Origin of the sequence: uncultured Fibrobacter sp. (genome assembly GCF_946062555.1) — a bacterium.
Lineage (GTDB): Bacteria > Fibrobacterota > Fibrobacteria > Fibrobacterales > Fibrobacteraceae > Fibrobacter.
This window is the reverse complement of record NZ_CAMGVQ010000082.1, coordinates 1-13,234: the sequence shown is the minus strand read 5'-3', so window position 1 is coordinate 13,234 and position 13,234 is coordinate 1. Positions and strand designations below refer to the sequence as shown.

Annotated in this window: 12 protein-coding genes; 5 read left to right on the top strand and 7 right to left on the bottom strand. The window is 49.2% G+C overall.

All coding sequences use genetic code 11. The annotated features are described in order from the left end of the window. The 6 genes from Q0P86_RS15500 to Q0P86_RS15475 form a co-directional block, all read right to left on the bottom strand. Positions 1-591 (bottom strand): hypothetical protein (locus Q0P86_RS15500; RefSeq protein WP_295040708.1); only part of this gene is annotated, 591 nt, incomplete at its 3' end. Between the two features lie 8 nt (positions 592-599). After that, positions 600-3,761, bottom strand: a complete 3,162-nt coding sequence (locus Q0P86_RS15495) for a hypothetical protein (RefSeq protein WP_295040706.1) — start codon at positions 3,759-3,761, stop codon at positions 600-602. A gap of 61 nt (positions 3,762-3,822) precedes the next feature. After that, positions 3,823-4,593: a glycosyltransferase family 2 protein gene (locus Q0P86_RS15490; protein WP_295040704.1), complete on the bottom strand. Its 771-nt coding sequence runs from the start codon at positions 4,591-4,593 to the stop codon at positions 3,823-3,825. Beyond that, on the bottom strand, positions 4,586-6,919 hold the full coding sequence (locus tag Q0P86_RS15485; RefSeq protein ID WP_295040703.1) for an AMP-binding protein: 2,334 nt from the start codon (positions 6,917-6,919) through the stop codon (positions 4,586-4,588). The genes Q0P86_RS15490 and Q0P86_RS15485 overlap by 8 nt, the downstream gene beginning before the upstream one ends. Continuing rightward, positions 6,919-7,176, bottom strand: a complete 258-nt coding sequence (locus Q0P86_RS15480) for an acyl carrier protein (RefSeq protein ID WP_072978518.1) — start codon at positions 7,174-7,176, stop codon at positions 6,919-6,921. Before Q0P86_RS15480 ends, Q0P86_RS15485 begins: the two co-directional genes overlap by 1 nt. Before the next feature lie 11 nt (positions 7,177-7,187). Continuing rightward, entirely contained in the window at positions 7,188-7,457 is a 270-nt protein-coding gene (locus Q0P86_RS15475) for a phosphopantetheine-binding protein (protein WP_173355078.1), read from the bottom strand. Positions 7,458-7,573: 116 nt separating this feature from the next. On the opposite strand from Q0P86_RS15475, the gene Q0P86_RS15470 reads away from it, so the two are divergent. Genes Q0P86_RS15470 through argH form a run of 5 tightly spaced genes read left to right on the top strand, consistent with a single transcriptional unit; the run spans position 7,574 to position 12,000 of the window. After that, the gene (locus Q0P86_RS15470; protein ID WP_290993592.1) at positions 7,574-8,665 is read left to right on the top strand and encodes a methyltransferase; all 1,092 of its coding nucleotides are present in this window, start codon (positions 7,574-7,576) and stop codon (positions 8,663-8,665) included. A gap of 22 nt (positions 8,666-8,687) precedes the next feature. After that, positions 8,688-9,302 (top strand): beta-ketoacyl synthase chain length factor, encoded by a 615-nt coding sequence (locus Q0P86_RS15465; RefSeq protein WP_295040700.1) that lies wholly within the window; start codon positions 8,688-8,690, stop codon positions 9,300-9,302. Then, positions 9,302-10,093, top strand: a complete 792-nt coding sequence (locus Q0P86_RS15460; protein ID WP_295040698.1) for a 1-acyl-sn-glycerol-3-phosphate acyltransferase — start codon at positions 9,302-9,304, stop codon at positions 10,091-10,093. The genes Q0P86_RS15465 and Q0P86_RS15460 overlap by 1 nt, the downstream gene beginning before the upstream one ends. Continuing rightward, on the top strand, positions 10,090-10,533 hold the full coding sequence (locus Q0P86_RS15455; protein ID WP_295040696.1) for a hypothetical protein: 444 nt from the start codon (positions 10,090-10,092) through the stop codon (positions 10,531-10,533). Before Q0P86_RS15460 ends, Q0P86_RS15455 begins: the two co-directional genes overlap by 4 nt. 33 nt (positions 10,534-10,566) lie before the next feature. Next, the gene (gene argH, locus Q0P86_RS15450; RefSeq protein WP_295040694.1) at positions 10,567-12,000 is read left to right on the top strand and encodes an argininosuccinate lyase; all 1,434 of its coding nucleotides are present in this window, start codon (positions 10,567-10,569) and stop codon (positions 11,998-12,000) included. A 95-nt stretch (positions 12,001-12,095) separates the two neighbouring features. Here argH and Q0P86_RS15445 read toward each other — a convergent pair whose 3' ends face one another. Further along, on the bottom strand, positions 12,096-13,079 hold the full coding sequence (locus tag Q0P86_RS15445) for an FISUMP domain-containing protein (RefSeq protein WP_294113618.1): 984 nt from the start codon (positions 13,077-13,079) through the stop codon (positions 12,096-12,098). Positions 13,080-13,234: the final 155 nt, after the last annotated feature.

Below are 13,234 nucleotides of genomic sequence, written 5' to 3'. Positions count from 1 at the left end.
GGAAATAGAAGTCGGTTTTTCATCAGGAAGCAAAGTCCACCAGTTGTCAATCATTGCTGCGCCTCCATCAGCTTGTTCTTCACAACAATAAAAAGTTGTAGAGGTATCACAAAACATATCTTGATAATGATAAACGCCGTCAATACTGTAGGATCCACAAGACATTATTTCAATCATTCTATCAATTAAAGATTGTGCGCTGTCTTTGGTTAACTGAACAACGCCCCATTCCTGTAAATTGAGAAATTCCTGTTTCAAAATAACGTCTAGGGGATCCCCGAAAAGACAACCTGTGCAGGGTTGTACACTATGTATTATAATGTCATTTGTAGTGAAATCCACAAATACAACGAAATTTGTATCAACTGATGAATAAAAAGCAATACCGTTAAAAACAACATCATCATCTATTTGAACAGAATCAGAACATTGAATAAATTTTTTCGAACACGACTCGCCAAATTCAAACGATAGATAATCTGGAGCGAACCGCAACTTTGTCCCTGGGCGAACAACACTCTTCGGATTTTCAAACTCAGCTGAAAGCAATAATGTTGCAAAAAGCACAATCAGTATCAGAACCTTCTTCATAATCCCCCCTACTTAAATGATATTTCTAATGCCGGTTGAATTGGATTGAAGTCAACACGATAAACGTCGGTGTTCTGATGAACAGTTACTCCATTTCCAAGGAACCTTCCATAAACATTTTTGACAGTTTGTCCCAAAATCAATTGAGCCCTTGCCGCATGAATTGTGCCAGCCCAGTCACCTTCTACAAATACAGGCTGTTCTCCATACTGAATGAGTTTGAAGCCCCTTGCAACAAGATTCTTGGCTTCGTTAACAAGAGAAGCTCTCCAAAGAAACGTACCTTCCGCATGGATAACGGTTTCTTTACCAGGTTCTAAAAATTCCAGTTGGCTACCAGATTCTAACTGGATATTACCAACATACATTTGTCCTGGATTAACCTTTAGCTTGCCACCATACATAACTCGAACAGAACGGTAATGGTCGCCATCATTTAATGTAGCTTGTTGTCCCCTATGAATGATAAGGTCTGAAGTTCCAAGCACCGAATCAATATGATGTTCCTCGCCATCAATCACACGATAAGGCCAATCCATATAATTATGATAGAATGTATTCCCATAAAGACTTGCTGATTCTTGCATTTCTATTGGTGCATAATTATTAGGAAGCGAATATATGTCTATGTTTCCAAATACAGAGGCCCTATTACGTAATCCAACACCGCCCTTACTAATTATTGAACCAATTTTAGAGTCAACCCCAACAGACACTGCATAATGAAGTTTACCCGATTCAACTGCGATTTTACAATAGTCTTCTCCATCATAGCATTTAGAACGGTCATTCATATAAATACCGCCAATAGAATAAATTGTTAAACTATCTGGGATATCCCATTCTGTTAAGGGACGCATGTCTACGGTTGATGTAGTGTCATCTAAGCTATTGTAAGGATCCGTTTCTCCATCATCAAGAATTCCATTGTGATTCAAATCTTCAAATCCATCCCAGGTTCCGTTGTCATTGGCATGGTCAGAATCTATATCCAATTCAGCTCTTATTCCATCACCATCAACATCGGCAAATTTTATTTTTGAAGAATCTGCATACCACCACCCTTCGGCAGTTGTTGAATCAATAGGATTATTTTCCGAATCGCGTTTTTTTCCTTTTCCTATCTCCATTATTCTGTTACAATCCTGAGGGATTCGCAAACTGTATGACATAATTTCAGTTTTGTCATCAATGCCATCCTCATCGGAATCGACTTTGTCAGGATCAGTCTTGAACCTATACACCTCATCAAAATTTACAAGGCTGTCCCCATCGTCATCTTGGTGAACAAGAAAATCTGTATTACGGACGGCTGAATAAATGCGAGGCGGAGCATAATAAACCTTAATCGTGTCATCAAAATTTCTCCATTCCGCAATTCCATCATTACCTACATTTAGCAGATGGATTTTATCGTTTGGGGAATTATGAAAATCGTAACCATCCGCAACCATCATATGATGACCATTCGAGATTAAAACAGGACGCTTTTCATCAATAAATTGTTTTAAATCCATCTTTTTTAGAACATGAACGTCATCTTTACCCTTACTAATCGCAACATTGATACTTTCTGGATTGATTTTCAGCGCCCATGCTAGAGTAGCGAAAGATTCATACCGTGCACCGCCTCCATCACTACCTAACAAAAATGGAGCCCAAATACTATCCTTTCCTCTACGATAATATTTTGTATTTGCAAGTTTAAGACCATCAAAAGGTATCGTTTTCCCATGAAATTTAATTTCATCCTGCGTCAAATTGCCACCATAGTAGGTGTTAATCATCTGAATGGCAACCACCCAGCATCGATACTCTTCTTCTGCAGTAAGAGTGTCACTATCATTCGGTCGGTCCCAGCCTTTTTCTAATATTTTATTACCCCAGTTTAAGACCAACATTCGTGTATCTTTGCGAGGCTTATAGACAGGAACATGGAGCATGTGGGTGGAATCTATGTCAGCATCTATTTTGCTAATCGAATTTACCACGGACCTTAAGGCGCTGCTATCAGATGGAATACCGCCATCGGCATTCTGGACGCCCCACAGGTAATGTTCATCTTCTAGGTACAAGTCTACATGGGTGCGGTTTGTCAACTGCTGGTGGACAATCGAATCATTGTCATTGATAACGGTCAAGAGATACTGCTGAACGCCATCGACCGAATGCCATGCAAAACGATAAACATGGTCATTACCATATGAAACAGTGTTCCTTGAGTATGGCTGCGGAGACGGAGGCTCGTTTTCAAATCCTAAATCATAAAAATGATGTGCAACCCACATTCCGTCCATCATCGTGAAAAATACGCCGCCATTTTTCTCTATGTACACGCCACCAACCGAGATTTCATCGACCTCGTATGGAACGTAGGGTATATTTTCCAATATATTTCCATTCCATACAATACTGAAATTTTCGTAATTGTTAAAACCAACCGAATCACTAATCTGTACAAGGTCTTCCTGCGGGCATTTTTGAATGTCGTTGGTGTTGCAGATTCTGATTTTTTGACCGGCCAACAACTTAGCATTCAGAAGCGCCAAGCTGTCGGAAGAAGAACTTTTCAAGTAAAAATCTTTCAAGGAAACATCCAGAGGGCCATCGTTTCTTAATTCTACCCAAGCCGGACGATCCCCAAAAGGTTCAGGCTGAATCCCATAAAAATGAATTTTGGGGATTTCGTCCCCGACAGGGTTGTTCCCCGCCATATACATATTGTCCACATATACAGGAATGTTGGACGTCGGTTCGAAACTTACTGTTCCGGGATAACTGAAATTGCCGTTCTTATGGAATATGTTGTTGTCCTGATATCGTAAACCCAAACTGATTCCGCTGGAGTTGGGGAATAATCCAGGCGTGACTTGTGGGATATCGATATTGACCGCAAGATAATTGTCAACAGTGTCTAACGACACATTTGCATTGGTGAGGTAGTAAGGAGACAACTCTAAAGTCCGATTTTCATCATGACCTAAAAAATAACGCAGCCGTACATTCGTCAAAGTGTCTTGCGACGAGTTCGTCAGTCGCAGTCGCAATGTAATCTGACTCGGATTGTTCCATTGTTCATCAAAGGCTTCTACAAGAATGTCGGATTGAGCCCAAGCGAACAACGCACTGATGAAGAGTATGAATACAATTTGTTTAAAGAATGGTTTCATCTTAAACCCCCGCCCACTTCCTTTACTTCATACCACTATTGCGATTGTGTGTTCTCGGAGCTCATTTTTTCTTCTTAAAAAGGCGGCGACCAAGAATTATCGGGGAACGAATCAGCATGCCGAGGCAGAGCTTGGTATGCGTCCAGGAAATTTCGACGTTATCGCCAAAGGCGCGGAAATTGGACACGCCGTCTTCAGGGTACTTCACCTTGATCGGATAGAAATACATCTTGAGACCAGCCCAAGACAGGCGCACCAGGATTTCGATATCAAAGCCCATGCGGTACGTGCGAATTTTCTTAGCCACCGGCCAAACCTTCGCTACGGGGTACACGCGGAACCCGCACATGGAATCGGGAATCGACCGCGAAAGCGTCTCGACCGCGACCCAGAAATTCGTAATTTTTCGACCCTGTTCGCGAGACTTGGGTACAGTGCCATCGTACTGCGGCATCCCCGCCACCAAATCGAACGGGTGCTTTTTGGCGGCTTTCAAAAAGAACGGAATTGCGTCCGCGTCGTGCTGACCGTCGGCATCCATTTGCAGGGCATGCGTAAAGCCCATTTCGTAGGCCTTTTCGAGGCCGCTGATGACCGCGGCACCCTTGCCACCGTTCTTTTCGCGCGTCACAAGTGTCGTATTCGGGACTTCGTTTGCGACCTGCACCAAAATTTCGTGACCTTCGGGAGTATTGCCATCGTCAACCAAAATCACGGAAAGTCCCTGGGCGGCCAGCGTTTCCGCCACCTTGCGGCTCGTCGCCTCGTGACGGTACACCGGCACGATAGCGCAGAACTTCATATCTTCAGGCTTCATCTTGGGCTCACGCATTGGCAGCCTCCGTCATAACGAGGATTCCACTCGAAAGGGCTCGGCCTTCTTCGAGCGTATAGGAGAAAGCGACCTTTCCTGCATCGGCCTTGTAGCTCATTTCAAGAATCGCGGGAACGTTCGGTAAAATCGGATAGCTGAACTTGGTGCGTTGGATTCGCGACACGGTCTGCGACGTCCCGAGCAGCGCATGAGCAAGCGTCACCACCATATCCACCTGCGCAACCGCAGGAAGCAGCTTGAACGCCGGGAAATGTCCGCTATAGAAATCGCTGGTTTCGGGGAACACGAACTTGAGCGTCACCGTCCCCGGCTCACACTTCATCTTCAGAATCTTAAAATTCGGGCTTTCGGGAATACCGAACAATGCCTGGATATCGCGCATCTTGATCTTACCTTGTGTATCCTGCGGAAGTTCCTCGAGGTAGCGCCACTTCTTGGGCGACACCGTATTCTCGATGAACTGCATCAGGTGCTTCTTGAAGAAATTGTTGATTTCGAGTTTCGGCAGGTCCTTGAACTTTTCACGGCCTTCGGCATTCAGCACAATCGCCGCGGCAAGGTACTGGCGGCTCCCCACCATCGGGACCACGCGTACATCCTGTACCAAGCCCGTCTGCTTCAGGCGATTTTCCACTTCAGGGAGAGAAATTCGCTTTTCCTCGATTTTCACGATGGAATCGGCGCGGCCCTTCAATAGGAAACGTCCGTCGTCGTAGATTTCCACGAGGTCGCCCGTCGTAAAACCTTCGGGTTCCAGAATGTAGCTCGACTTCACGTTCAGGCAGTCGTTTTCGCCAATACTCATCTTGCAGACTTCAAACGGTTTCCAAACGGGGCCGTTCTTGGACTGCCTGTAGGCTATGCCTCCGGTCTCGGTACTGCCATAGATTTCTGTGGTCCAGTAGCCCGTGATGCCTTCGCACTTGCGGGCCACCTCTTCGGGAAGCGGGCCGCCCGAAGAATAGATAATCGGTGTATACTTGAACTCAATCGGCTTTTCGGCATCGGCAGCGAGGCGCTTCAGATAAGCCGGGCTCGACGCGATTACCGCCTTTTCACCGGCCAGGCTAACGAGTTCGCTCGGATAGTCGATGCGGTGTCTACGGAACGGAAGCCCCGTCGCCGTCGGCAGTAGCACCGTAAACAGAAGGCCGTAAATGTGGTGGTGGTTTACCGTACTGTAGACCTTGCGACCCACCCAGTCATCGCCGAAAACCTTCACCAGTTCAAACAGTTCATTTTCAAATTGTGAAAAACGCTTGGGCACGGATTTCGGCTCGCCCGTCGTTCCCGAGGTAAACATCACCATCTCGGCAGCATTCTTGTCAAAACTGTTCCACAAGGTCTCGACTTCGGGTCCGTTCAAAATGTCCTGGATCTGCACCGCACCAGCAGAAGCATCGCCAAAGGGAGTGTCGGTGATAAAACCGTATCCGGGCTTCTTGATTTCCTTGATAAAGGCTTCCTGGCGGTTCGCCGTCACCATCGCCTTGCGGCCACTCTGCAACATCGAAAGGAGCGCAACGATAAAGAAGTAGGAGTCCTCGCAATGGAGAATCCACGGACGGTTTTCGCTCGATTCCAGGAACCGGCGGACCTTGGAGACATCGGAAACGAATTCCGACCAAGTCCTTTCGGAGGCCCCGTCGAAACAGACGATGGCCCCGTCGGGGCGGCTATCCCGCTGCAAATCGCAAACGGGAATGTAGGATTGCATCTTCTTTTGCATCATTTTACGGACCATGAATTCAACGGCAAACAAAATGCCGATTAAAATATAGGAGATTAAACCGTTGTAGAGGGACCAAATCCGGTCGCTACCCACCAATGCGGTGCCCAAGGCGATTGTCGCGTTCACCACGAAGAAAACGCACCACACGAGTGTCACGCGGTCGCAGTAACGTTCCACGAAGCGGCAGGACGGAGAGGTTCGAATGCTCTTGTCGCCCAGGCACGCGAGCCTGAACACGAAACTCGGCTTTTTCCAGAGCGTAAACGAGAAAAACGCCAAAAGGCTCAAGCTCACCAGTACAGGGTAGAACTTGAGGAACAATATATTGTCTGCAAAAAAGGCAATCGCCCCGCATACAAACATGAGGGCGACCAGCGCAAAGTTTTTGACGATATTCGCACGATCCTGGGAGCCATCCGACCCCTTGGAACGGCCCTTCGTGACATTGAAAAAATGCACAAAAGCAAGGCCGATGAGCATCAGGCTCAAACGGCGGGGAGAAAGCCCCCAAAATTCAAGGCCACAAAAAACGAGAGCCGGGTAAAGGACCGAAAAGGCGGCAAAGAGGACCTTCCCCGCCACGGATTTCATTACTTCTTATCCGCGTTCTGAATCAAGTTGTAAATGGCGTCGACAACGTCCTGAACGGTGCGGACCGTCTTGAAGACTTCGGGATCGATATTGGTCGGCAAGAGAGACTTGAGCTTCACGATCAGGTCGACGGCGTCGATGCTGTCCAGTTCGAGATCTTCGTAGAGACGGGCTTCAGGGGTCACCTTGGCTTCGTCCATTTCGAAATCTTCGATAAGGGCGGCTTTCAACTTATCAAAAATCGCTTGTTTATCCATTTCATCCTCCCTTATTTAGGCATGTTCGCCGAAATATATGCAGCGAGCGTATCTACAGAATAGAAATGCTTCTTCGTTTCTTCGTTCACCACCGAGAAAGTCACGCCGAAGTTTTCCTTGACGGCAATACCGAGTTCCAGAGCATCGATAGAGTCAAGCCCGAGTCCATTTTCGCTTTCGCCAAAAAGAGGAGCATCGTCTACGATATCGGCTGCGGTCACGTCTTCAAGTTCCAACGCCGTTACGATCATTTCTTTGATACGAGATTTTAATTCGTTCATATTTAACCCTTAATTTGGGCGCAAAAATAGATTAAAAAATCGGTTTCGTCAACCACATAAATTTACATTATTTGCTAAATTTGAGCGCAAAACAAACTAAATAACAAAAGAGTTCTATGTTCGATTACTACTATCAAGACCAAATTTCGGCTACAGACGCCAAGTTCGAAGCCCAGAAAATCGCATTTGCCCCCCTCAGCTTCCACGCCGCAAAGGCCCTCCGAGACATGGGGATTCTCGAAGCCATCTGCAGCGCCCGCAAGAAGGGCATCACCGTTTCGGAACTTTCGCAAAAGCTCGGCATTTCGCTCTACGGCGTCGGCGTCCTGATCGAAATGGGACTTGGCATGGGGGCCATCAAGCTTCATAAGGATTCCAAGGAGGACGATCTCAAGCTTACGCTCGGCAAAATCGGATTTTTCCTGATGAGCGACGAAATGACGAAAGTCAACATGGACTTTTCCGAAGACATCTGCTACCTGGGGGCCGAGGACATGCAGGAAGCTATCCGCGACGGCAAGCCCGCGGGTCTCAAGCACCTCGGCAATTGGAAGACCGTGTACCAGGGTCTCTCTCAGCTGACCGACCAGCAGAAAAAGAGCTGGTTCGGCTTTGACCATTTCTATTCCGACCTGGCCTTCCCCGAAGCGCTCCCCATCGTCTTTTCCAACCCCTGCGCACGCCTCTTTGATATCGGTGGCAACACCGCCAAGTGGGCCATTGCCTGCTGCAAGTTCAACCCGAACGTGAAGGTTTCCATCATCGACCTCCCGGGCCAAACCGCCGTCGCCGACAAGAACGCAAAGGCAGCCGGTTTCGAGAACCGCATCGACACCATCCCTTGCAACGTGCTCGACGAGACCACCGAATTCCCGAAGGGCGCAAACGCCGTCTGGATGAGCCAGTTCCTTGACTGCTTCTCGCTCGAAGAAATCACGAAGATTCTCACGAAAATCCATTCCGCCGCAGCCCCCGACACCGACATCTACGTGCTCGAACCGCTGTGGGACAAACAGCGCTTTGAAGCCGCCGCCTACTCGCTCCAGGCCACGTCGCTCTACTTCACCTGCATCGCAAACGGCAACTCCAAGATGTACCGCTTCGAAGAACTGAAGCACGCCATCGAAATCGCCGGCTTTGAACTGAAGGAAGCGCACCATACCGTTGGCCCGAACAGCTACTCGCTGCTCCGTTTCAGGATCAAGTAGTCGTAAGCTGGGAATGGGAACAATGATTTATATTGAACGTGCCGAGTACTTTATCCCGAGCGAAGAACAACCGCTCCCCGACGTGAAGTTCGTGCCGATGCTTACGCGCAGACGCCTGAGCCAGCTGTCGAAGATGGTTGTCTACGTGAATGCCGCCATCAGCAAGGACCAACCCCCTTGCAAGGTGACCTTCGCCTCGCAGTACGGTGAAATTTCGCAGCAGCTTAAAATTTCTCAAGCACTGCTCGATACCGGGAACGTCTCGCCTGCGCACTTCAGCCTCTCCGTCTTCAACGCGTCGATCGCGAACGCAACGATTCTCGAAAAGAATACCGCCGGTTATTCGGCTGTATTCTCCGGGAAGGCTGCTTTCCGCGAAGGCCTAAAGGACTGCGTCGCCGCCCTTAAGGCGGGTTCCGAAACGGAACGCGTCTTTATATTCGCCGACGAAAAGATTCCCGAGACCTACGCTCCCGTGGCGGGAACACCGTACCCGAACGCCGTATGCGCCCTGGCACTCCGCCTGACTACCGACGCAAGTAAGGGTGGCCGCGAACTCGACGAGACTCCATTCGAAGGAAATTTCGAGACAGCTGCCGAAGAAGCCATCGCCTTCATTAAGCAGAGGTTAGGCTAATGCTTCGCCGCATCAAGTACATCCGACGGCTGCTTTCGAAGCTATCCTCGTTTGCGGTATTCGGAATCAGCAGCCTGATCCTCGGGACATCGCTATTTCCCCTGTTCCACGTGCTCGCGGGTTTTTCGGAAAAACGCTTCAACATGATTTCTCGCCGATTCGTAAACCTGTTCTTCAGGTTTTTCGTCAAGTATATCGAAGTCACCGGGGCCATGCGCCTCAGCGTCGAGAACCGCGAACTGCTGAAGGGAATCAAGGGAAAGGTCGTCATCGCGAACCACCCCTCGCTCCTGGACGTGGTGATCCTCTTCTCGCTCATCCCGAACTCGAACTGCATTGTCAAGGGGGCCCTTGTCCAGAATGCCTGCATTTCGGCTATCATCCGGAATCTCTACATTCCGAACAGCATCCCCTTCGAAGAACAGCTGGAACGCGCCAAGAAGTCGATGATCGAAGACGGCAACAACCTCATCATCTTCCCCGAAGGCACTCGCTCCAGGCCGGGCGAACCCTGGCAATTCAAGAAAGGGGCCGCGCGCTTCGCCCTTTTTGCCGAAGCGGACGTCGTACCGATTTATTTTGGCGGTAACGAAAAAATCGGGCTCCGCAAGCACGACAAAATGCTGCAGTTCCACCCGACCGAACGCTACATGTACAATCTCAAGGTCTTGCCGAGCATCCCGGTTTCCCCCTACAAGGATATGCCGATGTCAAAGAGCGCCATTCTGCTCACCGACAAGATGAAAGAAGTTTTAGAGAAAGAACATCAAAACGAAAAGGTAACACAATGAAAAAATTTCCCCTGATTCTCGCCCTGGGCAGCATCGCCGCCGTTCTCATTGCTTGCGGTGGCAACTACAGCCGCGCTCAAACATTTGAACAGCAGAACTCGCCGTTCAACTGTGTCGGCCTGCATCTCAAGAATGCTCAGTGGCATTTTGTCGACGACTTCGGCCAGCGCGTCGACGTCATGGGTTCCTGCCACGCCGGCATGAAGCACGGCACCTTTCAATTCATCGTCAACGGCCAGCTTGTCGCCAAGACCAAGTTCAGCAAGGACAGCGAACGCAAGACCACTTGCCTTGTCATGGGCAAGACAAGGACGAACCTGATCAACTGTATGCAGCTGAACGCCGCTCAGGCCCAGAACAACCCGCAAATGCAGCAAGCCCCCATGCAACAGGCTCCTGTGCAGCAGGCTCCCATGATTCAGGACGGCCAGAACTTCTAGGTTGTCATTCCCTAAAATCTAACGAGGCAAAACATGGCAAAAACTAGCGCAAAGAAATCGGAAAATTCAGCCAAGAAAGGTACCCAGACCAACATGTGGACAGGCCGCTTCGCTAGCGGCATGGCGCAGAGCATGGTGGACCTGAGCTTCAGCCTGCAATTCGACGCCGAACTCATCGAAGAAGACATCGAAGGCAGCATCGGCCACGGCAAGGGCCTGGTGGAATCCGGCGTGCTCAGCAAGGCCGACTACAAGAAGATTTGCGATGGCCTCGCCAGCATCCTCAAGGATTACAAGGCCGGCAAGCCGCTCTGGAAGGAATCTGACGAGGACATCCACATGGCCGTGGAACGCGTGCTTACCGAACGCATCGGTGCCCTCGGCAAGAAGATCCACACGGGCCGCAGCCGTAACGACCAGGTTTGCACGGACTTCAAGCTGTATATGCGACACCGCGCCGCCGAAATCCGCGCCCTCGAAGTTTCTTTGATGGAAACGGTGCTCGACCTCGCAAAGAAATACTTCGGCAAAATGATGCCGGGTTACACCCACTTGCAGCAGGCACAGCCCATCTACTTCAGCCATTACCTGATGAGCATGTTCTTTGCCGTGAGCCGCGACGTGAAGCGCCTCGACAACTTCCAGGAACTGCACAGCGAACTCCCGCTGGGTAGCGGTGCCATGGCCGGTTCCGCATTCCCGTACCACCGCGCCTTGGTAGCAAAGGAACTCGGATTCAATGGAGTAAGCCCCAACAGCATCGACGCCGTGAGCCATCGCGACATGATGCTCGAATTCGAAGCCGACCTCGCCATTATCGCGAACACCATGAGCCGCTACGCCGAAGATTTCGTGAACTGGAGTACCAGCGAATTCGGCTACCTCACCTTGCACGACGCCTTCTCTAGCGGATCCTCGATGATGCCGCAGAAGAAGAACCCCGACTCCATGGAACTCATCCGCGGAAAGTCCGGTCGCATGCTCGGTAACTTCAGCGCCCTCTACACGCTGGTGAAGGGCGCGCCGCTGAGCTACAGCCGCGACCTGCAAGAAGACAAGGAACCGGTATTCGACTCCGTCCATAACGTGAAGGTGATTCTCCGCGTGATGAAGGAAGCCCTGGAAAGCGCACGTTTCAATTTCGACAAGATGCACGGGTCGATGCTGCCGGCGCTGCTGGCTACCGACCTCGCTGACTTGCTGGTCGAATCCGGCGTGCCGTTCCGCGATGCCCACCACGTGGTCGGTAGCCTGGTCGGCGAAGCCGCCCGCCAAGGCCTCGAATTCACGGACCTCTCTGATGAGGCCTGGGCCAGCGCCGGCGTCCCGAACGTCAAGCAGATGAAGAAGACGCTCACCTTCGAATACAGCGTGTCCCGCCGTAACATCGAAGGCGGTACGGGCCCCAAGTCCGTGAAGCAGCAGTTCGGCAAGGCTGAAGCTATCTTGAAAAAGTTCAAGAAGTAAAAAAAATCTCCGACAAAATCGGAGACTTTAACAAATTTTAAAAAGGAACCCCAATGGGTTCCTTTTCATATTCATGAATCAAAAAAATTCACACATTATTTCATAATGCAGCGCGCATATACTTCGGCATCCTTTCCTAGGTGTGCAACATACGCTTTTTTCTCATTAACATCATAGCAAAATGCTTCTAGATAATCAGATTTTTCATCGGACAGCAAGAAGAAGCATGTCCTAGCCGATGAATAGACAAGTTTCGACCCGTCAAAATTCTTTTCGTATATTCCACCATCCATCAGGAAGGAGAACCCGTACGCATCTATAGCGTTCAAGGAATCTCGCGACTCCGCGAACAAAGGAACATTGACATAGCTCGTTTCACTAGGAAGTTCTCCGCACACATCCTTGGTGAACGCTCTTTCCCTTACCATTCCCACAGAGAAAAGCAGCCGACTGACATCATTCGAGGAGGGCAAACGATACTCCCCAGAACAAGTTTCCTTTGCCTTGTCGTAAGGCATCAGCGTTCCGAACAACTTGCAATTTTCCTCATCGTCATTCAGGCAACGCCCCTTTCCTCTTGCGTTTTCCGAGAGCCAAACCTGCGAGCCAATTTTAACGCCCTGGTACCGTTCTTCGCCAATAGTCGCCAAGCATTTATTAACCGAGGAAGGCGCCACTGTGGCTGCAAGTGTGTCGGAATCAAAACCAACGCTATAATCCCCGCTCACATTGATATATTTTCCATCTTCATCGCGTTGTAGCCACGTTCCACGTTCTCCAAAGCAGCAAATGGTATCCTTATATGGGAATTCATTATAAAAGCACACGGTATCCGATGATTGCCATGCAACTGTATCAAGAGGCATCCAGGATTCAGAAGACACATCGTTCAATGAATCTTGCGATTTATTTTCACATGCCGGTAATGCAGTATCAACCACAGTACCAGCACCGTGCGTTTTTGAAATATCGGTATCAACCAATCCAGACTCGGAAGCAGCGTTATCTGCATTCGACGAATCATCGCATGCAAGAATCAAAACAGCCAATATGGCGAGACCCATGATTTTTTTATTCATTATCGCACCTCATTGTAAAACCAAGAACCACATTATCACTATGTGAATTGGCATATACTTTTTTCACTTTAATAAATATAATTTCGAAAGCATCTTTTAAAACGTAAAAAAGGGACCCACCCGCACAGCGGGTGGTTCTTCATATACGGGCCCTG